We start from the raw sequence: 25953 nt of genomic DNA, 5'->3' as shown, positions 1-25953 counted from the left end.
ACTCTCTCATTTCTTAAGGAGGCGAGCCCGGACGTTGGCCGGACGAGTGGACATGGTTTCCGGCGTGACGAGACCGAGGGCGCCGGCTAGCTGCCACCAATCGTGATCCGCCTGGCGAACGATCAGGCATTCAGAGCTGACCCCCATCTGCAGGCCCTCGAAGGAATGGCCGACCGCGATGTGGGCGACTTCGACCGGCAGGCCGACCTTTAGGCACACATGCATACCGAAGACGGAATGCCTGAAGGTCGGATCCCCGGTCCGGGAGCCGTCGGCCTTCCATCGCGCCCGGTTTTCCGGGTCGAACTCGTACGGCTTGCCGACGTCGTGGCAGACGGCGCCTGCCATGAGGATGTCATGGTCGATGACGACCTGGGGCCATGCAGTGGAAAACTCCTTCGCCAAGGCAGCGGACAGTCGCACGACGCCTCGCAGGTGGTCGGCCTGGGTTCCGACCTGAAGCCGTGTCTGTCCTGGATTGCCTTCAGGCGGAATATCAATGATCCGCCGGAAATCGGAACAGGACAGCGCGAAGCACCACGCCTCGATCGAAAGCTTCCGCAACTCGGGGTCGCCTATGAGATCGATCTCCGGGAAATCTATCAGGAGGTTTTCGCGGTCTTCGTCGCCGACTGCACGCCTCGGCTCGACGTAGGTGTACTTCTTCATGAACTTGCCTCCACGTACTTCGATGCGTGAGCTGGAGCGGAGATGATCTCGGCCTCATGCTCGACCATGATTGGCTTGCGTGTCATGAACAGCGTCATGCCGATCGCAAGGAACAGCAGAGCGCCTGCGATCCAGAATGCAGGTTGGTAGCCGCCGAAGTTTGCGACCATGTAGCCGGTCACGATCGGGCTGATCGCACCGAAGAGATTCCCGCCGAACGCCACGAAACTCGTCACGCGCCCGACGTCGCGAGGGTTGCTAGTGAGATCGTTCGCCAGGGTGAAGTTCAAAGCCGAAGCTGTTGCGGTGACGGTCAAGACGACCGTGAGGACGATCATGACCTGCCATAGCTGTGTCATGCCGGGTGCTACGAGGAGTATCAGCGACAGGAACAGCATAATGGCGATGAAGTTGCGCCGTCCACCCTTCGCAGCCGCTTCCGGCGAGATGGTCCTGTCGCTCAAAGCAGCGAGAGCGATCTTGAGGAAGACGGCACCGATAAAAGGTACGGAGGTGTACCATCCAGCCCCGGCCGTCGTCAGGCCGAACGTCGCCTGCAGGAAACTGGGAAGCCAGGCAGTGAAGAGATAGATGGTGTAGATGATGAAGGCCTGCGAAGCCATCAGGCCGATGACGGTGCGCTGACGTAGAAGGAACAACATCGACGACTGCTTGTGCCTGACGTCCTCCTTAGTCGGACCGTTCCTTGTTGAGAGAATGTGAGCCCTCTCCCCGTCAGTCAGCCAGGAAGCGTCCTCGGGACGGCGGTAGACCAGAAGCCAGACCACCATCCAGGCAATACCTAGAGCGCCCAGACACACGAACGCCCATCGCCACCCCACGGACGTCACAAGAGCGCCAGTCACGACGGCGCCGATTGCAGGCCCCGCAGACGAGCCAGCGTTGCTCAGCGTGAAGAATGTTCCGCGTTCGCGGACAGGCGCCCAAGCGCGAACGATCGTGCCCATTGCCGGAAATACAGAGGCTTCTGCAGCGCCCATGAAAAGGCGACTGATCAATACGGAGAAGAAGCCTACGGTTCCCCCGGTTGCAACGGTCGCCAGAGACCAGGCGCCGAGACCGAAGCCGACAAGGCGCTTGGCTCCGATCCTTTCGACCAGCATCCCGGCCGGGATCAGCATCGGGACGTAGGCCCAGAGAAAGCAGGAAAACAGGTAGCCCATCTGGACAGGCGAGAGACCAAACTCGGTCGAAATCTCCTTGGCCGAAACAGACAGTGCGACACGGTCCATGTAGTTGATCGTGATCGCGCCAAATAGAAAAAACGCAATAAGATACCGCTTGTTATTCTTCATCGTTCGTCCTCCACGCGCCGACCTCCCGGAGCGTATGCGGCGGCCTGAGCCGTCATGCACAGTACGTCCAGGGTCGAATACATGACCGCCCCTGGACTTTGTCGGTGAAATGAGCGAGCGGTCGCCACCGCCCGCCTCCGCGTTCAGAAGCGAATGTTGTTCGCCTCGATGAACGCCCGGAGCGTAGACTGCTGCGCTGCCGTGAGCGGCCACGCGGAAGGGGCGCGCGTAGCGCCGCAGTCGTATCCGATCGCGGCCAGTGCGGCCTTGACCCCAGTGACGTTCGTGCCGTTCAGTTCTTCCGCCCGAACGTCCTCGAAAGCCTTCATCTGGGCGATGAGCCGGTTAGCCTCGGCGTATTGGCCAGCTTCGAGCGCCGTATGAATGGCAACCGACTGCTCCGGCCAGAGGTTGATGAGGCCGGAGGTGAAGCCGCGTGCACCGACGGAGTAGAAGACCGGGGCCCAGGTTTCGGCGAGGCCGCCAACCCACACGATGTCCGAACTGGTGGCCGAGATGGCTTCGGCGAGCCTCATCGCATTTGGGGTCGCCCATTTCACGCCGACAACGGCCGGCAGTTCACAGAGTTCGCGGATCGTCTTGATGCCGATGGCGTCGTTGCGGAGGTAAAGGACGAGCGGGAGGCCCTCGGCGGCATCGCCGACAGCGCGGACATAGTCTACGAGGCCGCGAGGCGAAGAGAACGGATCCGGCGGCTGATGGATCATCAAGGCCGAGGCGCCTGCCTCACGAGACACCTTCGCGAGGCGGCAAGCGTCGCGGACGCCGCGTCCGACGCCGCCAAGCAGCGGGATGCGGCCGGCGATGTGTTCGGCCGACGCCTTCACCATCGTCTCCGCTTCTTCGACGGTCAGAGCGTAGAACTCGCCCGTGTTCCCGTTGGCGACAAGGATATGTACCCCGGCGGCGATCGCCTTATCTACGATTCCCTTTTGTCGAGCGGGGTCGATCTCACCCGCGGCGTCGTAGGGCGTGACGAGAATGCCGGAGATGCCCGTCAAAGATTTCCTGATATCGTGTGGCATGAATGTTCCTTTCGTATTCAAAAGATTTCGGGCTCGCCCGCGCCGGGGCCGAGCGACCGCTCGAGGTAGTCGAAGTCGCAGCCCTTGTCGGCCTGCATGACGTGCTTGGAGAACATCCAACCGTAGCCGCGACCGAATTTTGGCTCCGGAGCGGGAAGCGCTGCGCGTCGAGCCTGCAATTCCTCGTCGGAAACCACCATGTCCAAGCGGCGGTTGGGCAAGTCCATCTTCACGATGTCTCCCGTGCGGAGCAAAGCCAGCGGCCCGCCGACATAGCTTTCAGGGGCGACGTGCAGCACGCATGCGCCGTAGGACGTTCCGGACATGCGGGCGTCGGAAATGCGAAGCATGTCGCGGTGGCCCTGCTTGATCAACGCCTTCGGAATGGGAAGCATGCCCCATTCCGGCATGCCGGGGCCGCCCTGGGGACCTGCATTCCGAAGCACCAGCACAGTGTCCGGCGTAACTTCGAGGTTCTCGTCGTCGATGGCCTTCTTCATCTCCGGATAGCTGTCGAAGACCAGCGCCGGGCCCTGATGCTCCCAGTACTTCGGATCGCAGGCGGCGGGTTTGATGACGGCGCCATCGGGGCACAGGTTGCCTCGCAGCACCGCCAGAGACCCTTCGGGATAGACCGGGTTCGACAGCGGACGGATGACGTCGTCGTTGTATACGGCCGCGCCCTCGAGCGTTTCGCCGAGGGTCTTGCCGGTAACCGTTAGCGCGGACCTGTCGAGCTTGTCCTCGAGTTGCAGCATCAGCGCGCGAAGACCGCCCGCATAGAAGAAGTCCTCCATCAGATAGTCCTTGCCAGACGGACGGACGTTGGCGATTAGCGGGGTCGTGCGTCCAAGAGCGTCGAGATCGTCAAGGTCGAGTTCGATGCCTGCCCGCCGCGCCATTGCAAGCAAGTGGATCACGGCGTTCGTGGAACAGCCGGTGGCCATCGCGACGACGGCGGCGTTGCGGATGGACGCTTCCGTGACGATCTTCGAAGGAACGAGGTCTTCCCAGACCATGTCAACGATACGACGTCCGCAATCCGCAGACATCCGCGTGTGCCCGGAGTCCGCTGCCGGGATGCTCGAAGCCCCGGGCATAGTCAGACCCATTGCATCGGCGATCGCGGTCATGGTCGAAGCCGTCCCCATGGTCATGCAGGTGCCATAGGAACGCGCGATGCCACCTTCGATGCCGAGCCACTCCGTGTCGGAGATGTTGCCGGCGCGCCGCTCATCCCAGTATTTCCAGGCGTCGGAGCCGGAACCGAGGATCTTACCGGCGTAGTGTCCGCGTAGCATGGGACCGGCCGGGAGGTAGATCATCGGGATGCCGGCTGTGAGAGCGCCCATGACGAGAGCCGGTGTCGACTTGTCGCAGCCGCCCATCAGGACGACGCCGTCGAGCGGATGACACCGGATCTGCTCCTCCGTTTCCATCGCAAGAAGATTGCGGTACAGCATCGAGGTTGGCTTGGTAAAAGTCTCGTCCACGGAGATGGAAGGCAGTTCCACTGCGAACCCACCCGCCTGCGCGACGCCTCGTTTGACGTCGTGGACGCGGTCCTTGAAGTGCTGGTGGCAGGGATTGAGGTCCGACCAAGTGTTCAAGATGCCGATTATGGGCTTGCCGATATAGTCCTCGGCCGAATAGCCCATCTGCATCATGCGAGAGCGGTGACCGAAACTTCTGAGGTCGTCTGGCCCGAACCACCGAGCGCTTCTCAATTCGTCGGGTTTCTTTCTCGTGTCTGTCATGCTGTGGTCTCTCTTGTGAAATCGGGTAGCGGTCGGGGAAACCTCTACTCGGTGAATGCCTCTTCGCGCTTCCTGCTGATGCTGGGGGACAGGACGAGGCCGAGAACGGCGACGGCGACCAGCAGGAGGCCGAGGCTGAGCGGGCTGCGGACGAAGACGGAGGGATCGCCATGACTGATCAGCATGGCCCTGCGAAGGTTCTCTTCGAGCATCGGGCCCAGGATGAAGCCGAGGAGCAGAGGCGCGGGTTCGAACCTCATCTTGCTCAAGGCGAAGCCGACGACGCTGAAGCCGGCCATCACGTAGACGTCGAAGACGCTATTGTTGATGCTGTATGCCCCGATGCAGCAAAGCGCGATGATCGCAGGAAAGAGGATGTGGTAGGGGATCGCGAGCATCCGCACCCATAGACCGATCAGAGGTAGGTTAAGGATGACGAGCATCAGGTTGCCGGCCCACATCGAGACGATCATGCCCCAGAAGAGCGCGGGCTGCTCGGAGATGACGTTGGGACCTGGAGTAATGCCCTGGATGATCATCGCGCCCACCATGAGGGCCATGACCGGATTGCCCGGAATGCCCAGGGTTAGCATCGGGATGAAGGAGGTTTGCGCTCCTGCATTGTTCGCCGACTCCGGCGCTGCGACGCCTTCGATCGCGCCCTTGCCGAACTCCGCCTTGTTCGGCGAGATTCGCTTCTCGACGGCGTAGGAAGCGAACGATGCCAGCATCGCGCCGCCGCCTGGCAGAACGCCAAGGACAGATCCGAGAGCCGTGCCTCTGAGGACCGGGCCGATAGCCCGCTTGAAATCTTCCTTGCTCAGCATAAGGCCGGTCACGCGCTTTACGCCCACAGACCGCTCGTGCTCGCCTTCGAGATTGCGCAGGATTTCGCAAATGCCGAAGATGCCCATGCTGACCGCGACGAAGTTCAACCCGTCGAAGAGTTCCGGGACTTCGAAAGTGTAGCGGCCGATTCCGCTCTCGACGTCCGTCCCAACGGCACCGAGCAGGAGCCCGAGCACGATCATGGCGAACGCCTTCAGAAGCGAACCGCTGGCGAGCGCAACCGAAGCCACAAGCCCCAGCACCATTAGCGAAAAATACTCCGCCGGTCCGAAGTTCAGCGCTATGGCCGCGAGCGGCGGCGCAGCAACTGCGAGAAGAACGGTCGCCACGGTTCCCGCGAAGAACGATCCTAACGCGGCGGTCGCAAGTGCGGCACCCGCCCTTCCCTGTCGCGCCATCTGGTAGCCATCGATGGCGGTTACCACCGAAGAGCTCTCGCCCGGAAGGTTGATCAGGATGGCAGTTGTAGAGCCGCCGTATTGCGCGCCATAGAAAATCCCGGCGAGCATGATCAACGCGGACTCCGGCGGCAGACCGAAGGTGATCGGCAGGAGCATCGCGATCGTGGCGGTCGGCCCAAGTCCCGGCAGGACGCCAATCGCTGTCCCGAGCAGACAGCCGATGAAACAATAGAGAAGATTGTAGGGCAGGAACGCCGTGGTGGCGCCCAGCCACAAGTCCGAGAATAATTGCATGGTCAATCCTGACTGGAAGCGCCGTTCAGACCGGCCTCACGAAGAGAAGGGGATCCAAGGTCCGAACGCGTCAATGGGAAGCGACAACAGCCGGGTGAAGAGCACGACCGAACAGAGCGCGAGGAAAAGTCCAAGGGCAATGGAGTGGGTCCAGCGAGCATAGCGACTTGCGGTGGCCACGACGACCGTCATGATGAAAACCGTCGGAGCGAGCCCGAGACCGAAGAGTGCGAGACCGAAGAAGACGGGTCCTAGAACGACGAGGACGCAGGCCTTCCAGTTCGGTGCGGACGCCTCTTCGTCAAAATCGTTGGACATGACGACGGACTGTCCAAGCATTCCGACGCCGATAAGGATGAGGATGATGCTCAGGGCGATCGGAAAGTATCCCGGCCCCATCTGGAATGAAGTGCCGAATTCGAGATCCCATCCGAACCAGATGAATAGCGCTCCGGCGACGATCATTGTCAGGCCGCCGACGAAGTCCTGGCTGTTTTTGATGTTGAACATGCGCTTTGCTCTCAAGGAAAACGTGGAGGCCGGCCCGACTGCGGGGCCGGCCGTCGGGCTTACTGCTGAGGCACCTTCGCGTCGGCGATCACCTTCGCCCACTTGACCTTCTCTACGTCGATGAACTTTGCGAATTCTTCCGGCGTGTTGCCGACCGCCGTCGCGCCCATTCCTTCGATCTTCGCCTTCATCGCCGGCTCGTGGAGGATCTCCTGTACTTTCTTGCTCAGCTTGTCGACGATCTCCTTCGGAGTGCCGGCCGGAGCGACCAGACCGTGCCAGGAGGTGGCCTCGAAGCCGGGGATCACCTTGGCCATGGGCGGGACGTCCGGGAGCAGCGGTGCAGTTTCCGCGCTGGTGACCGCGAGCGCGCGAACCTTGCCCGCCTTCGCCTGCTGCGCAGCGGTCGGAATGTTGTCGAAGACCATGTCGACATGCCCTGCAACGACGTCGAGGATCGCCTGGCTGCTCCCCTTATAGGGAACGTGAGTAATCTTTACGTCGGACTTGGTGGCGAACAGCTCACCTGCGAGATGCTGAGAAGTGCCTACTCCGGATGAAGCGAAGGTATGCTTGCCCGGCTCCCTCTTGAGCAGCTCCACCAGCTCCTGCACGGTGTTCGCCTTGATCTCCGGGCTGACGACGAGGACGTTCGGCAGGGTCGCGATTAGCGAGACCGGCGCAAAGCCCCTGTCCTTGTCGTAAGGCAGGGTCTTGTACAGAGTAGGATTGATTGCGTTGGAACTGACGGTTCCCATGCTGATCGTATAGCCGTCCGGCTTGGCTCTCGACAGCTCGCCGAGGCCGATGTTGCCGCCGGCCCCCGGCTTATTCTCGACGATAAAACGCTGTCCAAGACGCTTGTCGAGCTCCTCGGCGACGAGGCGCGCGAACGTGTCCGTATTCCCGCCGGCTGCGAACGGTACGATCACCGTCACGGTCTTGACCGGGTATGCGTCCGCGTATGCGGAACTTGAGGCGAGTCCGATGACGGCCGCAATACTCGCATGCCGTATGCCAGTTCTCAATTTCATGATTCTTCTCCTCTCCCGCGGCCTCCTGCCGCCCCGATTCAAATCGCCAAACCTCCTCCGGCAGAAATGAAAGCGCTTCCATTAATAGACCCGATTTTGGAAAACGCAAGAAGATGAGTCAAAATAAGCATGTTCCGCAGATATTCGCGTGCATACGGTGCTTTTTTGTGCGCCACAAACGATAAACTTCTTGCATTTCCGAACAAATGAAAGCGTATATCATTTCAACGAAAGGAGTTGATGATGGCGCGACGAACCACTGACAAGCAGGCCGGCACATGGTCTTCGGGGCCCGTCACACTTGCAGACGTAGCAAAGCTCTCGGGCGTATCTCCCGTCACAGTCTCCCGCGTAATCAACACGCCAGACCTGGTCAAACCGAAGACGCTCGAGGCCGTCCGACAGGTTATCGAACGGACCGGATACGTACCCAATCTGCTTGCAGGGGGGCTGGCATCCAAAAAGACGAAGCTGGTCGCCGCCATCGTCCCTTCCGTCGCAAGCACCATGTTCGCGGAGACTATCGAAGGTCTCAACGCCGAGCTCGTAGCATCAGACTATCAGTTGCTCCTCGGGCTTTCGGGATACGAGCCCGGCCGAGAGCTGGAACTTATCCGGACCATCCTTGCTCGGCGTCCCGACGGTATCATTCTCACAGGTATTTCACATCTTAAGCAGAGCCGGGCGATGCTGATGGGGGCGGGAATGCCTATCGTCGAAATTTGGGATTCGACCCCTAGTCCGCTCGACACCGCGGTCGGCTTCTCGCATGCCGCAGTCGGAAGGCTTGTCGCCGCCCATCTTTTGCAGAAGGGATACGACCGCTACGCCCAGATCGGCGCCAACGATCCCCGCGCGACGGATCGCCGGAGCGGTTTTGCCGAAGGCCTTCATGGCGTCGCCGAAGTGGAACTGCCCGCGACGCCCACCAATACGCCAGCTTCTTTCAGCGACGGTCGTCGCGCGATGGCAGAGCTGCTGGACAAGGGCAGCGGTCGGATTGCCGTCTTCTGCAGCTCGGACGTAGTCGCGCACGGCGCTCTGGCAGAGGCTCACTCTCGTGGCTGCAGGATTCCCGAAGACGTCGCCGTAGTCGGGTTCGGCGACTTCGAGTTCGCGGCATCCACTTTTCCGCCGCTGACCACGGTACGTGTCGATCGAAGAGCAATCGGAACCATAGCGGCGCAGGCGATGCTCGCCAGGCTGGCCGGCGACCATTCTCAAAACGGCATGATCGAGGTTGGCTTCGAGATTATGAGGCGCAGCACCACTTGATGAACGATTTCAAGCGGCCAAAATCCCTGACGTCCGTGGTCGCCGACCATATTCGGAAGCTGATCATAAACGGAGACCTTGCTCTCGGAACCTGGCTGACCGAGCGTGAGATGGCGGCCAGTTTGGACGTATCGACGACGCCGGTCAGGGAGGCGTTTTCGAAGCCTCAGACCCAAGGTCTTGTTACGCTTTCGCCGAGCGCTGGCGTGCGGGTTTTCGATATGAACGCTGCCAAGACACGGGACTGTACCGGCTCCGAACGGTCATAGAGACCTCAGCTCTACGTCTTGCGATAGAGCGGAATCTCGAAGGGGGCTACTCACTCTATTCCGGGAGACTTGCCGCTCTGCGCACTTATCTGGCCAGCATACCGCAACGTGCCATGCACTCCCTAAAGGAGCACGAAGCCATTCTCGTGGCCGTCCGGTCGGCAGACGTTAACGCGGCGACGACGCTTCTCGCAAAGCACATTGGTCACACGAGTTTAAACTATGAGACGGGCGTCGGCGCGAAGTGGTCCCCTGCTAGCTGACACTTGCAACGGCGTCACCACTTGTCGAGCGTTATCGTCCATTCGTATATCTCAGACCGTTGATAGATGCCTTCGCGGACAAACGGATCGTCCTCGTTGAAGGCGGCCAACTCGTGCAGATCAGTGACGTTCGCGACGATCATCGATCCACCCTGTCCGCCCTTCAGCGAGCCTGCCATCACAACATCCACGACGCCGCTGCGAAGATGGGCTTTGTGTGCATCGAGGAATGCGGCGCGGAGGTGATCATTCTCCGGTCTCCGGAAACACGTTATCAACGCTCGTCGAAAGGTACGCCGCCCTTCATCTTATCAGCGGGAGGAGCCTCAATTATCTGGACAGTCACCGCTCCCGGAGCTGCGCCGAACTCCTCGACTACTGCGTCCGTAATCTTCTTCATCAATCTTACTTTCTGGTCGCGCGATCGACCTGCCGCGCAAAACACATGAACTTCCGGCACCACGTCTCTCCAATGTTGGCGACGGTACTCTAACCAACACATTGGCGACGGCCAAGCCTGCGGTCGTCTGCCTTCATCGGCGCCTCTGGTCGACCGTCTCTCCGAAGAGACGGAATTCATTTCAAACTCTGGGCCGTCTCTTGAGGAAAAAAGGGGTCGCAACCATCGTCGATCCGGAAAAGGCCCGTGCGTCCTTTTATCGAAGGCCCAACATCAATCTCTAACACACCCCAGAACAAGTGCGCCGGTTATCCTGCCTTTTTTCGGCTTTGAGATCGGTCGTGGTGTATCTGCCGATTACGACGGGCCACTCGAACTTGCCGCGGCGGTCATCCATGTCGCTTGATCTTGGCGTTAAGCCCGGAAATGGGGCTTGTTCAACTCATCCGGGGCCAGCCTATGTTGCTTTTATCACCTGTCCTGAACCCACATTGTCTGACCGGCTTAGACGAACGACGGAAATGCCAAATACGTAGCTTATCCAAACGGAATTAAGCTGCTCGCAAATATCTAAAATTTATGATTTTTTCGAATAAAAGCGAATGAAGATCGGGCTTAGCTTCCGCTAGCGGGAGCAAGCTATATGCCCGATTTCAAGGGGAATCAGGTCAGCCGTGTTAACCGGCTCGGATATGGGGGAATATATCCGTAATCGACTTCCCGCTCAAGAGCCATGTTCCGTTTCTGCTGACGCCGCTCTATAAGTGCGGACTCTGGTAACGTACGAACAGATGCTGGAATAACATTTGGTTGGGTATCCCAGCTTAGGGCTCACGTACAACGAGGATAGGCGCGGCAGTAGCGCAAACACCCCTTCATGCATGATCGCCAACGGCGGCATAACATCTAGATGGAGACGCGCTTTGCACGGCTCCAGTACGATCCATTTGAAACAGTCGGAGAGCACGGCTTGTCGTTTTCTAGGAATTGGCGATGCCGTTCCACGGGCTGCACGCACACTGCCGTCGGTGGCAACCCGATGATGCGATGGGGAGGGGCCTTAGGCCCGCGCAATGAGACCGATTCCTGGTGGGTTGTCCGCGGACAACCACTACTCAAAACTCTCCAGTTGTCCGCGGACAACTGGAGAGTTTCCCACCTAAGTGTCTAGCCTGTCATTCCTATCCGAATCGCTGCATAATGAACTGCGCAGTTAAGTCGTGTTTTTCGGAATTTGCGCAGTTGCCAGGAGATTTGAATGTTGCAGCCCAATCCAACGCATCACGACGAGCAGGAGCATTTGCCGTCACTTCTCGCCGAAGATGCGAACGAGCTCGCTCATCAGCTCCAGCAACATCAGAAGAAAATATTCCCGCCAACCGCCTTGAAGTCAATCCGAAGCTTTTCGCCCGCGGAGGCCGCGTCCTTCATTGGCATCGGTGAAGGCTATCTCCGACAGGTCGCTTCCGACGGTCACGGCCCCGAGCCGATGTCGAACGGCAGGCGCCTCTATACGGCCGATGACATGCGCCGCATCCGTGACGTTCTCGACGAACGCAACGGCGCCGCAAAATACAATCCGATCCGCCGACCGGGCGAAAAGCTTCAGGTTGTTTCAGTGATGAACTTCAAGGGCGGAAGCGGCAAAACGACGACATCCGCGCATCTCGCGCAGTTTCTCGCTTTGCGCGGCTATCGCGTGCTTGCACTGGACCTCGACCCCCAGGCATCGCTGTCGGCCTTGTTCGGCCATCAGCCGGAACTCGACGTCGGGGAAGGGGAAACACTTTACGGCGCCATTCGCTATGATAGCCCTCGCCCGATTTCCGAGATCGTCCGGGCCACCTACACGCCGAACCTGCACATCATTCCGGGCAATCTCGAACTGATGGAGTTCGAGCACGAGACGCCCAAGGCAATGATGTCGGGAACTGCCGCCAGCATGTTCTTCGCCCGCATCGGCGAAGTGCTGACCGATATCGAGAGCTTTTACGATATTGTCGTCATCGACTGCCCGCCGCAGCTCGGCTTCCTCACCATGTCTGCGCTTTGCGCCGCCACTTCGTGCCTCATCACTGTCCATCCGCAGATGCTCGACGTGATGTCCATGTCGCAGTTCCTGTCGATGACAAGCGAGCTGATGAGCGTCGTGGAGCAGGCTGGCGGGCGCACGAGCTACGACTGGATGCGCTACCTCGTGACGCGTTTTGAGCCGAACGATGGTCCACAAAGCCAGATGACCGGCTTTATGCGCGCAATCTTCGGCAACCGCATGCTGCAGAACCCGATGCTGAAGTCCACCGCGGTCTCCGATGCCGGCGTCACCAAACAGACCCTCTATGAGGTCGAACGCTCGCAGTTTACCCGCGGTACGTATGACCGCGCGATGGAGTCCCTTAATCTCGTAAACGCGGAAATCGAAGGACTCCTTCGATCCACGTGGGGAAGGAAGTAAGATATGGCACGAAAAAACCTGATCGGCATCTCCGAGACACCAAACCAGGCTCCTGCCCCATCTACCACTCGCAATGATCGACCGATCGCCGGGTTCATTCCCGCCGCGCGTCCATCTTCCCCCGTTGGAGGCATCACCCGCACACTTGGCAACATCACTGAGAAGGTCGAACGCGCGCAGACCCTCGAACGTCAGCTTGCCGAAGGCCAGACAGTCGTCGAGCTCGACCCGGTTCAGATCGATGCGTCTTTCGTCAATGACCGCCTCAGCATCGACGCGTTGGAGCTTTCCCAGCTCGTCGAACAGATCCGCGATTACGGACAGCAGGTTCCAATTCTGGTCCGCCCGCATCCGGACCAGCGAGAACGCTTTCAGGTCGCTTATGGTCACCGGCGTCTGGCAGCGGCCCGCCAGCTCGGCATAAAGATCAAAGCCGTCGTGCGGCAGCTGTCGGATGAACAGCTTGTCGTCAGCCAAGGCCAGGAAAACAATTCCCGCACAGACCTTTCCTACATCGAGCGTGGTCTCTTCGCCACCCGTCTGGAAGATCGCGGCTTCGCCAGGGATGTGATCATGGCGGCGTTGGGTGTCGACAAGGCGGCTCTATCGCGCATGATCAGCGTTGTCAGGCAGATTCCCGAGCCAGTGATCGTGGCAATCGGCGCAGCTCCCGCTGTCGGTCGCCGGCGTTGGATGGAACTGGCCGATAGTCTGCTGGCATATGGCGATAGCGCGGCCGTCCTCGAGTTCGCGACCAAGCCGTCGACAAGCAAACTACCAAGCGACGAGCGTTTCGACGCCCTGGTCGCATTTCTCATCACACCCAAAGCACGTCCTGCCACGGCATGGGTCGCGCACGACACACTGCCGGTGAAGATGAAACACACGGCCACGGGCGCAACTTTCGTGTTCAACACCAAGGCCGCGCCGGGCTTCGATCAATTCGTAGAGAGGAAGCTTGCCGACCTCTATGCCGAATACCGTCAACAATCAGGAGATTAGCACCGCAAAAGAAAAAGGCCCCCAAACGACCAAGTCGTGGAAGCCTTCCTCGTATTTCTAGCAAGATCGAGAATCGCACTTTCACGAATCACAGTCAAGAGTCTTGGCACCGTTTTTGGTGAGCGGATTTCTTTTGCCTGAAAAAAGGTGAAAGAAAATGGAGAGTGGATTAGTGACGACGCCCTTTGGGCGGCGGCCGGTGACGCTTGGCATGCTCGCAAGTCAGGTATCATCGAAGAATATCAAGACGAATAAGACCGTCGACAAGTGGAAGCTTTACCGCGCGCTCTGCGAGGCAAAGCCGATGCTTGCGATCAATGACCGTGCGCTTGCCGTGCTCAATGCGCTGCTCAGCTTCTATCCGAAGAATGAGCTAGCGGAGGAGCATGGCCTTGTCGTGTTTCCTTCCAATCATCAACTGTCCCTGCGTTCGCATGGCATGGCAGAACAGACCATTCGTCGCCACATCGCGACACTGGTGGACGCTGGCCTGCTGATCCGTAAGGACAGCCCGAATGGCAAACGCTATGCACGGCGTGACCGAAGCGGCGACATAAACGAAGCTTTTGGCTTCTCCCTCGCGCCGCTCCTCGCACGTGCTGATGAGATCGAGCATCTCGCTGCCGAGGTCGTCGCCCGCAAACTTCATATCCAGAGCCTTCGGGAACGCATCAGCCTTTGCCGGCGTGACATCACAAAGCTTATCGACTTCGCCCGCCAGGAGGACGCCGATGACCGCTGGGAGCAGGTTCACGACCATTTTCGTAGCATGATCGATGGCATCCCGCGCTCGCCAACCAGCCTGCACCTTCAGTCGGCACTCGATAAGCTGACCGTTCTCCGCGAGAAAATCGTCAAGCAATTGGAAACGCGCATTAAAACTGAAGAAACGAGCGCCAATCCCTATCAAAATGAGCGGCACATACAGAATACAGAATCCGAATCTATTTCTGAATCTGAACGGCTTGAAATTGTTGCAACCAAGCCCGCAATGATGACCATCAAGCGTGAAGAATGCTTGGAGACTTCAAGCTCTCTTGCCGAGTGCACACAGGCACAGCAGCCAGATGTGAAATCCTTTCCACTGAGCCTCGTTCTTCAGGCGTGCCCCGACATATCCGCTTATCATCGAGTGGGTAGGATCGAGAATTGGCGGGATCTTATGATTACAGCGGTCACTGTCAGAACCATGCTGGGAATTAGTCCAAGTGCCTATCAGGACGCCTGTGCGGCCATGGGCGCTGAAGGCGCTGCGGTCGCTGTGGCGTGCATTCTTGAACGTGGTGCCAGCATCAACTCTGCCGGCGGTTACCTTCGCGATCTGACTGCAAGGGCTAGAAGAGGTGAATTTTCGCTTGGGCCGATGCTGATGGCGCTCGTCAGGCAGCATATGCAGGCGCACCATTCAGATCAGGCCCACAGCTACACCGCATTGGCTGACGGGTAGCTCGGAAGGTAGGATACAATCTAGAGGAAAAGAATGGCGACTTAACTTCTTCAAAGGGAAAAAGTCGCAAGGAGAACTGTTGCCTGGAAAAGAGTATATTCGTCGTAAAATATGTGAGCGGGGCTTTAGCAGCGCTTCGACATCCCGTCGGAATAGCGTAAGAGGTCTGCACGCAATTTTGTTATGAGGAGACAGACATGGAAGAGAGCGTAACCATCGACAATCGTGCCGATTTTGCGCAGTGGGCCATAGAGCGCGCGCGAGCGATCGTCGCACAGGAAGGCACAGCACTGGCCTTGGCGGCACGGGACATGAATGAAGCTTCGATCGGCGAGGCGGGTAATGCTCTGGGCCAGGCGATCGCCGACGCATTGCTCGACGTTTTCGACGGTCTGACGGAAGGCCTGGAGTGACCTACATATCTGCGTGATCACGATCCTCAGATACAGGCCATGTGCAGGACTCCTTCCAACTCCGCCCTATATTCTTGGATCGGGAGGAAAAGCCAATGTCGCAGGAATGGCCGCTTTTCATACTCCAGTGCATCGTACTGGTCGGCTTTGCGAGTATCTTCATCATTCGCGGGGAGGGCGATTGAGATGAACGACGAATGCAAGAGACGCCACGGACCTAACTGATCCGCAGCGTCTAGCGAGGTCACGTGTTCAGTGAACTTTCTAGCCAATCGACATAAGGCTGGCATTGCCACCGGCGGCAGCCGTGTTGACCGACGTTGACACTTCTTCGAGCAACCAGTTCAGGCAATAGGCTTCTGGATCACGGGCGAGTTCTTCGGTGGAGGCGGCCTGCGTGAGCAACAGAGGGCCAGGCATTGCCGCGATCTCGGCGATCTTGGCGGAGATATGTTCGCCCTCACCCTCTATAAGGGCTCCCGATAGAACGGCGTCCGCTTCTGTTTCCGATTTCCAGGATATCCGTCGCGCAACGGTTGCCGGAAGATTCTCCAGACCATCGCGGAATGCCCCTTCACAACCGATCACAGCCGTGTTGCCGGTCGCGAGTATGGAAAAGAGCTGCCGATAGAGGCCCGTCGGGGTTTGCGGAAGGCAGAGAATATTGCCGCGCGGATGCAGCGCATAAATATTGCGCTCGCCGACCGGGCCGACAAGTTCGGTCTCAAGACCAAGCGCCGACTGGCTGCCGAGATTGCGCGCCATATCGGCTTCGAAAGCAAGTCCCTGGTGATCGAGCCATTTGGCGAAATCCGATAGCGCCGGATCGCTATAAACCGAACTGTGCTGCGGGGGGATCGGCGGCGTGGTGACGAGGCGACCGAGGTAAAGCGGCCCGCCGGCCTTGGGGCCGGTTCCGGAAAGTCCACGCCCGCCAAAAGGCTGGACGCCGACCACAGCACCGATAACATTGCGGTTCACGTAAAGATTGCCCGCCTTCACGCGGGAGGTGACATGCGCGATCGTCTCGTCGAGACGGGTATGCAAGCCAAATGTCAGGCCATAGCCGGTGCCGTTGATGTCGTCGATCAGGCGATCGAGATCCTGCCGACGCCAGCGGATGACGTGCAGCACAGGACCGAAGACCTCGCGTTTCAAGTCGGCGATCTTGTCGATCTCGATGATCGTCGGCGCGACGAACGTTCCATGTTCCGTCGCTTCCGGCAGTTCCACACGCTCGACGGCGCGGCCGAGTTTGCGCATCGCTTCAACATGCGCCTCGATGATTGCCTGCGCTTCCTCGGTGATAACCGGGCCGATGTCGGAGGAAAGGCGATTGGTGTTGGCGATCGTCAGCTCGCGTAGCGCGCCTTTCAACATTGCTAGTGTTCGATCGGCTATGTCTTCCTGCAGGCAAAGAATACGCAGAGCCGAGCATCGCTGGCCGGCGCTGTCGAAGGCCGAGGCAATGACGTCGCCGACAACCTGTTCTGCCAGCGCCGACGAATCGACGATCATCGCGTTCTGTCCACCGGTTTCGGCAATAAGCGGGATCGGCTTGCCCGCGGCCGAGAGGCGTTTTGCCAGCTCGGCCTGGATGAGCCGCGCCACCTCCGTCGAGCCGGTGAACATCACCGCCGCCGTTTCCGGTGCGGCAACAAGTGCTGCGCCGGCGCGACCGTCACCGGGTACGAGCTGAGCCACGTCGGTAGGAACGCCAGCCTGATGAAGAATGCGGATTGCTTCCGCGGCGATAAGCGGCGTTTCCTCGGCGGGCTTCGCGAGAACCGGATTGCCGGCGACAAGTGCTGCCGCAACTTGGCCGGAAAAGATCGCAAGCGGAAAATTCCATGGACTGATGCAAACGACGGGACCGAGCGGCGCATGCGAGGGCCCCAGAGTGCGGCGCGCCTGCTCTGCATAATAGCGTAGGAAGTCGATTGCCTCGCGCACTTCGGCGATCGCGTTGGAGACCGATTTTCCCGCCTCGCGAATGATCAATCCGAGGAGAACTTCCATGCGCTGCTGCATGATATCGGCGGCGTGCTCAAGAAGCGCTGCCCTGTCAGCGGGCGGAACCGCCATCCAGGCCGGCGCGGCCCGCGATGCTCTTTCGACCGCCGCTCTCACGTCGGCGGGGCTTGCGTCCAGAACGCTGCCGACGACATCGCGGCGGTCAGCAGGATTAACCACCGGGCGGGCAGGAGTATTCACGGCGCTCTCGCAGGTGGGCTCCGCGGTCCAGGTCCTGTCGGCGCTGCTTTCCAGCGCTTCCGTCAGCTTACGAAGCGCGTCTTCGTCGGAAAGGTCCAGCCCGGCGGAATTGCGTCGCGCGCCGTAGAGGTCGGCTGGCAGGGCGATCTTGTCGTGCTTCTGCCCGGGAATGGTCATCCGCGCGATCGTGTCGACGGGATCGGCAACCAGTTCATCGATGGAGACATTGGGGTCGGCGATGCGGTTGACGAAGGAGGAGTTTGCGCCGTTTTCCAGCAAGCGACGCACGAGATAGGCAAGCAGCGTCTCGTGTGTACCGACGGGCGCGTAAATGCGGCACGGTCGATTGAGGTTCTGTCGCCCGACGACTTCGTCGTAGAGCGGTTCGCCCATGCCGTGCAGGCACTGGAACTCGTATTTGCCGACATAGTAATCGGAGCCGGCCATGTGGTAGATCGTCGACAGCGTCTGCGCGTTATGGGTGGCGAACTGCGGAAAGACCGCGTCGGTTGCCGCCAACAGCTTGCGTGCACAGGCGATGTAAGAGACGTCGGTATGGATTTTCCGGGTAAAGACCGGGAAATCCGGTAGGCCATCGACCTGCGCGCGCTTGATCTCGGCATCCCAGTAGGCACCCTTGACCAGCCGTACCATGATGCGGCGCTCGGCGCGGCGGGCGAGGTCGATGATGTAGTCGAGAACGAAGGGGCAGCGCTTGCCGTAGGCCTGGACCACGAAACCCATGCCGTTCCAGCCGGCCAGGTCCGTGTCGAGGCAGAGCGATTCCAGGATGTCGAGCGAGAGATCCAGCCGGTCGGCTTCCTCCGCGTCGATGTTGAGACCGATATCGTAGGACTTCGAGATCAACGCCAGCGATTTCACCTTCGGCAGCAGCTCTGCCATGACGCGCGCGCTCTGAGCGCGCGAATAGCGCGGGTGCAGCGCCGACAGCTTGATCGAGATTCCGGGACCTTCGTAGATGCCGCGGCGGTCGGAGGCCTTGCCGATCGCGTGGATCGCGACCTCATAGTCGCGATAATAGCGTTGCGCGTCGGCAGCCGTCGTCGCGGCCTCGCCGAGCATGTCGTAGGAGTAGCGGAAGCCGCGCTGTTCGAGCGGCCGGGCGCGCTGCAACGCCTCGTCGATCGTCTCGCCGGTCACGAACTGCTCGCCCATCATGCGCATCGCCATATCGACGCCGCGCCGAATGACGGGCTCGCCGCAGCGGGCGATCAGCCGCGTCAGCGCGGCGGAGAGGCTGCGGTCGTTGACGGTCGAAGTCAGCTTGCCGGTGACGACGAGGCCCCAGGTCGCGGCGTTGACGAAGAGCGAACGGCCGCCGCCGAGATGGGCCTTCCAATCGCCTTCCGAGATCTTGTCGCGGATCAGCGCATCGCGCGTGGCGGTGTCTGGGATGCGCAGCAGCGCCTCGGCCAGGCACATTAGCGCTACGCCTTCCTGGCTGGACAGCGAATATTCGTGAACCAGTCCCTCGACCCCGCTTCCCTTGTGCTTGGCGCGCAGCGCTTCGATCAGCTTGCGGGCAGTTGCCGCGGCGTCCTGCTTGACCTTCTCGGGAAGCGTCGCCGCCTCGACGAGGCGCGGAACGCAAATCTTTTCCGGGGTGCGGTAAGCCTCGGTGATCTTCCGGCGCAGATCGCTCCGTAATCGTATCGCCGGTGCGAAGCCTTTGAAGGGATTTGAGGTGTCGCTTTTCTCGTTGTCCGCCATATTCGTTGCCAACGTACCTTTGACGATCGTCATCGTTTTTACTCCCGAGCCCAATATGTCGAAATCTAGCAGATCGATATGGGTGGATTTCACTTGATTTACGGATATCTGAAAAGTATTTATCCGATAATTGATCAGCTCGTGGAGTATTTTGTGTCATCCGTAATTTCGAATAGGGAAATCGACCAGTTCGATCACAAAATCATTGAAGCTCTTACGGCCGACGGTCGAATGTCGATTACCGATCTTGCCAAAAAGGTCGGGCTGTCGAACACGCCTTGTCAGGTTCGTCTCAAGCGGTTGATCGAAGAAGGCTATATTCTCGGCTTCCGCGCTATCGTCAATGTCAACAAGCTGGGACGTAACCACGTAGCCTTCACCGAGGTAAAGCTCTCCGATACACGCGAGCACGCCTTGCGCGCTTTCAACGTTGCCGCGCGAAAGCTACAGGAAGTCGAGGAGTGTCACATGATCGCGGGCGCGTTCGATTATCTGATGAAGATCCGCACATCCGACATCGCCAACTACCGGCACGTCCTCGGCGAAAAGATTTCCAGCCTTCCCTTTGTTGCCAGCACGTCAACCTTCGTCGCCATGGAATCGATCAAGGAAAACGGCGGCTGATACAGCGCTGATCGGCGTATGACGGCGCGTACGTCGCACCCTATGGCCACGCCATGCAATCACCTCTTTACATCTAACATGTTAGTCTGATACGCCTGACGTGTTAACTGGGAGGAATGATGTTGACACAGAAGTTCGGGCTTTCCGTCGCGCTCGCCACGCCGTTCGATGACGCCGGCAATATTGCGATCGACGCCATGGTCGCGCAGGCGCGCCGAAGCCTTGCGGCCGGATGCTCGAGCGTAACGCTTTTCGGAACGACCGGTGAGGGTTCGTCCATCGGGACGCAGGAGCGCGAGCGCGTTCTCACTGCCCTGCTTGCCTCAGGGATTTCCGCGACAAGCATCGTCGTCGGCGTTCTGGTCGATTCCGCGGAGGATGCGGCCGCCCAAGCCGGCCACGCGCTTTCCAAGGGGGTCCACAATATCCTGCTCGCGCCGCCGTCCTACTTCAAGAACGTCAGCGACGACGGCCTGCTCAAGTGGTTCTCCGCCGTTTTCGCCATTCTGGGCGATAACGCGCGCGATATCATCGTCTACAATATCCCGTCGGTCACGATGGTGCCGCTGACGGTATCGTTGATCGGGCGGCTGCGCACGGCCTTTCCCAAGGTCGTCGTCGGCGTCAAGGATTCCTCCGGTGACTGGCCCTACACGGAAAGCCTGCTCAAGGCACATGGCGATCTCATCATCCTCGTCGGCGACGAGCGGCATCTGGCGAAAGGCGTTCGGCTCGGCGGACAGGGCGCCATTTCCGGCATGGCCAACTTCGTGCCTGATGAGGTGAAGCTGATGGCGGAAGAGGGGAGGGACGATTCCAGGATCGAGGATTTCGTCGCTGAGCTTCTCAAATATCCGGTGACCGCCGCCGTCAAGGTGATGGTGGCGCGGCTGACGGGAGACGAAATCTGGCTTGCGGTTCGTCCGCCGCTGGTTTCAATATCCGGCGAAGGGCAGAACCAGCTGGCCCTTGCTTTCGATTCGCTGTTCCGCTCGAAGGCGGCATAGACGAAGAATGTTCCTGGGGGAGGCGATGGACGCAACCGACGAGCAACCGACACTGCGGGAAAAGGCGTATGAAAGCTTCACGCGCCACCTTCTCGCGCGTGACGTGCGCCCCGGCCAGTTCGTGTCTCAGCGCCGTCTGGTGGAACTCACCGGACTGACGCTCGGTGCGATCCGAGAGCTCATTCCCAGGCTCGAGGCCGAGGGCCTCATCAAGACCGTGCCGCAACGCGGGCTGCAGATCGCTCATATCGACCTCAACCTCATTCGCGAGGCTTTCCAGCTGCGCGTCTTTCTGGAGAAGGAGGCCGTCGCTCTGTTTACCCGTTCCGCGTCGGACGAGGCCATTGCGAGGCTTGTGAAGCAGCATCGCGACATCGCCGACGCCATTCAGAACGGCGACGGTTCGCACGAACTGGAAGTGCGGGCGCAGGCGGTTGATTGGGGCATGCACGACGCCTTTATCGATGCGCTCGGAAATACGATTATCTCGAACGCCTACCGCGTGAACTCGATCAAGATGCGCCTGATCAGCCAGGAGCGCTTTCGCATCGACGGTCGCGTCGGGCCCGTCATGGGCGAGCACCTCAAGGTGCTCGAGGCGATCGAGCGACGATCGGCGGAGGACGCCGTCAACAGTCTTGTCGCTCACATCAACCACGCAAGGGATCGGGCGCTCAGGATATAGCAGACAATAACAGCCGGAGGTGAGGAGATCGCCGGCACAAGGAGGAGGAATAACATGACATCATTGTTGAATCCGACACGGCGCGGTTTTCTCGCCGGCACCGCGGCGCTTGGCGCCGGCAGCCTGCTCGGTGTGCGCTCGGCATCGGCCGCGGTCGACTGGAAGCGCTATGCCGGCACTACCCTCGAAGTCAATCTGGTCAAGAGCCCGCGTAGCGAGACGCTGATCAAATATCTCTCCGAGTTCGAGGAATTGACGGGCATCAAGGTCAATGCCGAGGCGACGCCCGAACAGCAGCAGCGCCAGAAGACGACCATCGAACTGAGCTCCGGCAAGCCGAGCTTCGACGTGGTGCACATGAGCTATCACGTCCAGAAGCGACAGTTCGAAAAGGGTGGCTGGCTCGCAGACATCGGCGGCTTCCTCAAGGACCCCTCGCTCACCGACCCATCACTGGTGGAAAGCGATTTTGCCGAAGCCGGCATGACGTTCGCCAAGGATCAGGACGGCGTGCTGCGCTCGCTTCCCTTCTCGGTGGATTACTGGATCATCTACTGGAACAAGGCGCTCTTCGAAAAGAAGGGTCTCTCCTATCCGACGACCTTCGAGGAGCTGGCAAGTGCCGCCGAAGCGCTGACCGATCCCTCGACCAACACTTACGGTTTCGTCGCCCGCGGTCTCAAGAATGCCAATACGCCCGTCTGGACAACGCTCATGCTCGGCTATGGCTCGAGCCCGCTCGGGCCCGACGGCAAGCTGCGGACCACCTCCGATGAAGCGGTCGAAGCCGCCAAGCTATATCAGAAGCTGATGACCAAGACCGCCCCTCCCGGCGTCTCCGGCTTCAACTGGGCGGAAGCGCAGTCGGCCTTCCTGCAGGGCAAGATCGGTATGTGGCTCGATGGCGTCGGCTTTGCGCCGCCGATCGAAAATCCGGAAAAGTCGCGCGTCGTCGGCCAGGTCGGCTACGGCATCATGCCGAAGGGACCAAAGGCGCAGGCAGCCGCCACCACGGGTGATGGCCTTGGCGTCGTTGCCGCCAGCAAGAACAAGGAAGCGGCCTATCTCTTCTGCCAGTGGGCAATCTCGCATGAAATGGGCGCCCGCCTGCTGCAGGCCGGTGCAGGTGTTCCGTTCCGCCAGTCGATCCTCGAGGATGCGAAGGTCCGTGAAGGTGTGAAGATGCCAGGCGCGTGGCTGGATGCCGTCGTCGGTTCCGGCAAGGTCTCGCAGCTCACCCTGCCGGTCATCATTCCGGTCACGGAATTCCGCGATATCTACGGCGTCGGTCTCACCAACATGATCGGCGGCGCGGATCCGGCGGCCGAGCTGAAAACGGCAACGGCCCAGTTCGAACCCGTCCTGGCCAGAAGCGAGGGATAATGGCGTCGGTGAGCATCGAAACGACCGCAGTGACCAAGGCCGTGTCAAAGGGAAGGAGCAAACCGGGACGGTTTGCTCCCAACTACTGGCCTTTCGTCATCCCCGCGCTGATCGTCATCGCAGCCGTGATCGTTTTCCCCTGGGTGTTTACACTCTGGATGAGCGTGAACAGCTGGACGCTCGGCCAGACGCAGGTCTTCGCCGGATTGGAAAATTATGTCCGTCTCGCCGGCGACATGCGCTTCTGGGACTCTCTGTGGCACACGGTGCTCTACACGTCGCTTTCAGTGTTGGCGCCGCTGTTCCTGGGGACGCTGGCGGCGCTGATCTTCGATGCGCAGTTTCCGCTGCGCGGGCTTCTGCGCGGTATCTTCGTGATGCCGATGATGGCAACCCCGGTCGCCATCGCACTCGTTTGGACCATGATGTTCCATCCGCAGCTCGGCGTGCTTAACTATCTGCTGTCCTTCATCGGCATCGGCCCGCAGGAGTGGATCTACAACCAGAGCAGCGTCATCCCCTCGCTCGTCATGGTCGAGACCTGGCAATGGACGCCGCTTGTCATGCTGATCGTGCTCGGCGGGCTTGCCGCCGTTCCGCGCGAACCCTATGAGAGCGCCGAGATCGACGGTGCCAATGTGTGGCAGAAGTTCCGCTACCTGACGCTGCCGATGATCGCCCCGTTCCTGATGATCGCCGTCATCATCCGCAGCATCGATGCGGTAAAGAGCTTCGACATCATCTATGCCATGACCCAGGGCGGACCCGGCACGGCGTCCGAGACGATCAACATCTATCTCTACAACACCGCCTTCTCCTATTACGACATCGGCTATGGCTCGGCCATGGCGGTGGTCTTCTTCATCCTTATCGTGCTTTTGTCCTTCGTACTCCTGATGGTGCGGGCGCGTGCGAACTGGTCGGACGGGGAGGCACGCTGATGAAGCGCAAGACACTCGATCGCATCGGATTGCTGTTCGTCGCCCTGGTGATGATCTCGCCGGTCATCCTGTTCTTCCTCTGGATGATCTCGCTGTCGCTGAAGTACGAGATCGACAACGGCGCCTATCCACCGATCTTCATTCCCGAGCGCTTTGCCTGGTCGAACTACCTGAAGGTTTTCGAGGAGAACAACTTCTTCCTCTATCTCTGGAATTCGGTGCTGGTCACCGGCTCCGCAACGCTGCTGGCGCTCTTGATCGGAGTTCCCGCGGGTTATGGCATCGCACGGCTGAAGGCCGAGAAGTCGGCTATGGTCATCATGATCGCCCGCATGACGCCCGGCCTTTCCTTCCTGATCCCGCTCTTCCTACTGTTCCAGTGGCTGAACCTGCTCGGCACGCTGATGCCACAGATCATCATCCACCTCGTCGTCACGGTGCCGATCGTCGTGTGGATCATGATCGGCTATTTCGAGACGACGCCGATGGAGCTGGAGGAGGCCGCCAGCATCGATGGCGCCACACCCTGGCAGGTGTTCCGCCTTGTCGCGCTGCCGATCGCGAGGCCGGGCATCGTGGTCGCCTTCATCCTGTCGGTGATCTTTTCCTGGAACAACTTCGTCTTCGGCATCGTGCTTGCCAGCCGCGAGACGCGCACGCTGCCAGTGGCGGTCTACAACATGCTCTCCTTCGAGCAGGTGAGCTGGGGACCGCTCGCCGCGGCGGCGCTGATCGTGACGCTGCCGGTGCTGGTGTTGACGGTCTTCGCGCAAAGGCAGATCGTGGCGGGCCTGACGGCAGGTGCCGTGAAGTGATCGGGTGACCCGGCAATCGTGAGCGACCTTTCCGCCTATAGTCTCCCGCCGGGTCCGGCGCGCTGCGTGCTCTGTGTCGGCGCGGCCGTGCTGGACACGCTGTTTCGCGTTCGCGCGATGCCATCTGGCCAGGGCAAGGTGCTGCCCTATGACATGCTGCAGATCGCGGAAGGCATGGCGTCCAGCGCCGCCTTTTCGGTCGCTCGGCTGGGCGGTGTCGCCAGCCTTTGGAGTGCGGTGGGTGACGACGATATCGGAGAACGGATCATTGCCGATCTTAGCGAGAGCGGCATAGACACGACGGGCATGGTGAGGGCGAAAGGTGCGCGCTCGGCGGTCTCGACGATCCTTGTCGATGACGAGGGCGAGCGGCTGATCGTCCCTTTCTACGATCAGCGCCTGCACGAAACGGTCAGGCCAGTAACGGCGGCCGACATGGACGATATCGATGCCGTGCTGGTGGACGTCCGCTGGCCGGCGCTGGCGCTGAAAACGTTGCTTGCGGCGAGAGCGGCCGGCAAGCCCGCCATTCTCGATGGCGACGTCTCCCCCGACGGCATTATAGAGATGCTGGCGCCCGCTGCCAGCCACATCGTTTTCTCGCAGCCGGCCGCCGAGCGGCTGGCGGAGAGCCTCGATCTCGTCGAAGTCGTCGTCTTGCTGAAGAAGAAATTCCCGCAGGCTTTCATAAGCGTCACCGCCGGCGAGAAGGGTTCCTATTGGTACGACGATGCGGATCACGTCGTTCGCCATCTTCCCGCGCCCGTGGTGAAAGCCGTCGATACGTTGGCGGCGGGCGATATCTTTCATGGCGCCTTTGCCCTTGGCGTCGTCGAGGGAATGCCGATCGAGGAAACAATGCGCTTGTCGTCGATGGCGGCCGCCTTGAAGTGCCAGGTTTTCGGCGGGCGCATCGGCGCCCCGGATCGTGCGACGGTGCTAAAGGCCCTTTCGCACTGGCACGCCGAAGTGACCGTCGTCGCCTGCCGATGATGCGTTGCCGCTTTTTTGAAGTGACATCAGGTCCGTTCTCTGCGACAAGAAACACATTGAGAGACAGGGGCGTTCGCCGAAAGGCGGGCTGAGAAGTACCCTTGGAACCTGAACCGGATAATGCTGGCGGAGGGAGTCGCTCGGGACCTTCGCAGGCTTT

Annotated in this window: 24 protein-coding genes and 1 riboswitch; of the genes, 14 read left to right on the top strand and 10 right to left on the bottom strand. The window is 60.0% G+C overall.

Annotation, left to right across the window (positions count from 1 at the left end):
• Positions 1-6 precede the first annotated feature (6 nt).
• The 7 genes from QTL95_RS19145 to QTL95_RS19115 all read right to left on the bottom strand — a co-directional run bounded on the left by QTL95_RS19145 (position 7) and on the right by QTL95_RS19115 (position 7876).
• The gene (locus QTL95_RS19145; RefSeq protein WP_289721494.1) at positions 7-669 is read right to left on the bottom strand and encodes an HD domain-containing protein; all 663 of its coding nucleotides are present in this window, start codon (positions 667-669) and stop codon (positions 7-9) included.
• The gene (locus tag QTL95_RS19140; RefSeq protein ID WP_289721493.1) at positions 666-1985 is read right to left on the bottom strand and encodes an MFS transporter; all 1320 of its coding nucleotides are present in this window, start codon (positions 1983-1985) and stop codon (positions 666-668) included. Before QTL95_RS19140 ends, QTL95_RS19145 begins: the two co-directional genes overlap by 4 nt.
• 143 nt (positions 1986-2128) lie before the next feature.
• The gene (locus QTL95_RS19135) at positions 2129-3031 is read right to left on the bottom strand and encodes a dihydrodipicolinate synthase family protein (RefSeq protein WP_289721492.1); all 903 of its coding nucleotides are present in this window, start codon (positions 3029-3031) and stop codon (positions 2129-2131) included.
• Positions 3032-3048: 17 nt separating this feature from the next.
• Positions 3049-4788, bottom strand: a complete 1740-nt coding sequence (araD, locus tag QTL95_RS19130; RefSeq protein ID WP_289721491.1) for an L-arabinonate dehydratase — start codon at positions 4786-4788, stop codon at positions 3049-3051.
• Positions 4789-4832: 44 nt separating this feature from the next.
• Entirely contained in the window at positions 4833-6332 is a 1500-nt protein-coding gene (locus QTL95_RS19125) for a tripartite tricarboxylate transporter permease (protein ID WP_289721490.1), read from the bottom strand.
• 36 nt (positions 6333-6368) lie between these two features.
• Positions 6369-6842, bottom strand: a complete 474-nt coding sequence (locus QTL95_RS19120) for a tripartite tricarboxylate transporter TctB family protein (RefSeq protein ID WP_289721489.1) — start codon at positions 6840-6842, stop codon at positions 6369-6371.
• A 59-nt stretch (positions 6843-6901) separates the two neighbouring features.
• Positions 6902-7876, bottom strand: coding sequence for a Bug family tripartite tricarboxylate transporter substrate binding protein (locus tag QTL95_RS19115; protein ID WP_289721488.1), 975 nt, complete (start codon positions 7874-7876; stop codon positions 6902-6904).
• Positions 7877-8119: 243 nt separating this feature from the next.
• On the opposite strand from QTL95_RS19115, the gene QTL95_RS19110 reads away from it, so the two are divergent.
• Genes QTL95_RS19110 through QTL95_RS28960 form a run of 3 tightly spaced genes read left to right on the top strand, consistent with a single transcriptional unit; the run spans position 8120 to position 9683 of the window.
• Complete coding sequence (locus QTL95_RS19110) at positions 8120-9151, top strand: LacI family DNA-binding transcriptional regulator (protein WP_289721487.1); 1032 nt, start codon at positions 8120-8122, stop codon at positions 9149-9151.
• The gene (locus tag QTL95_RS19105) at positions 9151-9420 is read left to right on the top strand and encodes a GntR family transcriptional regulator (protein WP_289721486.1); all 270 of its coding nucleotides are present in this window, start codon (positions 9151-9153) and stop codon (positions 9418-9420) included. The genes QTL95_RS19110 and QTL95_RS19105 overlap by 1 nt, the downstream gene beginning before the upstream one ends.
• Positions 9396-9683: an FCD domain-containing protein gene (locus tag QTL95_RS28960; RefSeq protein WP_442981322.1), complete on the top strand. Its 288-nt coding sequence runs from the start codon at positions 9396-9398 to the stop codon at positions 9681-9683. The genes QTL95_RS19105 and QTL95_RS28960 overlap by 25 nt, the downstream gene beginning before the upstream one ends.
• 14 nt (positions 9684-9697) lie before the next feature.
• Here QTL95_RS28960 and QTL95_RS19100 read toward each other — a convergent pair whose 3' ends face one another.
• Together QTL95_RS19100 and QTL95_RS19095 are read right to left on the bottom strand one after the other, a co-directional pair.
• Positions 9698-9961: a YciI family protein gene (locus tag QTL95_RS19100; RefSeq protein ID WP_289721485.1), complete on the bottom strand. Its 264-nt coding sequence runs from the start codon at positions 9959-9961 to the stop codon at positions 9698-9700.
• Entirely contained in the window at positions 9958-10185 is a 228-nt protein-coding gene (locus tag QTL95_RS19095; RefSeq protein WP_289721530.1) for a tautomerase family protein, read from the bottom strand. The genes QTL95_RS19100 and QTL95_RS19095 overlap by 4 nt, the downstream gene beginning before the upstream one ends.
• A 1156-nt stretch (positions 10186-11341) precedes the next feature.
• Between QTL95_RS19095 and repA the strand changes: the two genes are divergently transcribed.
• From repA to QTL95_RS19075, 4 genes are all read left to right on the top strand, one after another.
• Positions 11342-12538, top strand: coding sequence for a plasmid partitioning protein RepA (repA, locus tag QTL95_RS19090; RefSeq protein ID WP_442981314.1), 1197 nt, complete (start codon positions 11342-11344; stop codon positions 12536-12538).
• A 3-nt stretch (positions 12539-12541) separates the two neighbouring features.
• Positions 12542-13540, top strand: coding sequence for a plasmid partitioning protein RepB (repB, locus tag QTL95_RS19085; RefSeq protein WP_289721484.1), 999 nt, complete (start codon positions 12542-12544; stop codon positions 13538-13540).
• 157 nt (positions 13541-13697) lie between these two features.
• A complete protein-coding gene (gene repC / locus QTL95_RS19080) occupies positions 13698-14987 on the top strand; it encodes a plasmid replication protein RepC (protein ID WP_289721483.1) in 1290 nt (429 codons plus the stop codon).
• A 197-nt stretch (positions 14988-15184) separates the two neighbouring features.
• Positions 15185-15400: a hypothetical protein gene (locus QTL95_RS19075; protein WP_289721482.1), complete on the top strand. Its 216-nt coding sequence runs from the start codon at positions 15185-15187 to the stop codon at positions 15398-15400.
• A 264-nt stretch (positions 15401-15664) separates the two neighbouring features.
• Here QTL95_RS19075 and putA read toward each other — a convergent pair whose 3' ends face one another.
• Complete coding sequence (putA, locus tag QTL95_RS19070) at positions 15665-19345, bottom strand: trifunctional transcriptional regulator/proline dehydrogenase/L-glutamate gamma-semialdehyde dehydrogenase (protein WP_289721528.1); 3681 nt, start codon at positions 19343-19345, stop codon at positions 15665-15667.
• Between the two features lie 180 nt (positions 19346-19525).
• Here putA and QTL95_RS19065 point away from each other — a divergent pair, with 180 nt between their 5' ends.
• The 7 genes from QTL95_RS19065 to QTL95_RS19035 all read left to right on the top strand — a co-directional run bounded on the left by QTL95_RS19065 (position 19526) and on the right by QTL95_RS19035 (position 25793).
• A complete protein-coding gene (locus QTL95_RS19065) occupies positions 19526-19969 on the top strand; it encodes an Lrp/AsnC family transcriptional regulator (protein WP_442981321.1) in 444 nt (147 codons plus the stop codon).
• Positions 19970-20091: 122 nt separating this feature from the next.
• The gene (locus QTL95_RS19060) at positions 20092-20976 is read left to right on the top strand and encodes a dihydrodipicolinate synthase family protein (RefSeq protein WP_289721526.1); all 885 of its coding nucleotides are present in this window, start codon (positions 20092-20094) and stop codon (positions 20974-20976) included.
• A 7-nt stretch (positions 20977-20983) separates the two neighbouring features.
• Positions 20984-21661: a GntR family transcriptional regulator gene (locus QTL95_RS19055; RefSeq protein WP_289721481.1), complete on the top strand. Its 678-nt coding sequence runs from the start codon at positions 20984-20986 to the stop codon at positions 21659-21661.
• 54 nt (positions 21662-21715) lie between these two features.
• Positions 21716-23044: an ABC transporter substrate-binding protein gene (locus QTL95_RS19050; protein ID WP_289721480.1), complete on the top strand. Its 1329-nt coding sequence runs from the start codon at positions 21716-21718 to the stop codon at positions 23042-23044.
• Positions 23044-23985, top strand: a complete 942-nt coding sequence (locus QTL95_RS19045) for a carbohydrate ABC transporter permease (RefSeq protein WP_289721479.1) — start codon at positions 23044-23046, stop codon at positions 23983-23985. Before QTL95_RS19050 ends, QTL95_RS19045 begins: the two co-directional genes overlap by 1 nt.
• Positions 23985-24800, top strand: a complete 816-nt coding sequence (locus QTL95_RS19040) for a carbohydrate ABC transporter permease (protein ID WP_037185405.1) — start codon at positions 23985-23987, stop codon at positions 24798-24800. Before QTL95_RS19045 ends, QTL95_RS19040 begins: the two co-directional genes overlap by 1 nt.
• An 18-nt stretch (positions 24801-24818) precedes the next feature.
• The gene (locus QTL95_RS19035) at positions 24819-25793 is read left to right on the top strand and encodes a sugar kinase (RefSeq protein ID WP_289721478.1); all 975 of its coding nucleotides are present in this window, start codon (positions 24819-24821) and stop codon (positions 25791-25793) included.
• 55 nt (positions 25794-25848) lie between these two features.
• Positions 25849-25945, top strand: a riboswitch (TPP riboswitch).
• Positions 25946-25953 lie beyond the last annotated feature (8 nt).

The organism is Rhizobium sp. S152, assembly GCF_030380735.1.
Classification (GTDB): domain Bacteria; phylum Pseudomonadota; class Alphaproteobacteria; order Rhizobiales; family Rhizobiaceae; genus Rhizobium.
This window is presented reverse-complemented; position numbering and strand designations above follow the sequence as displayed.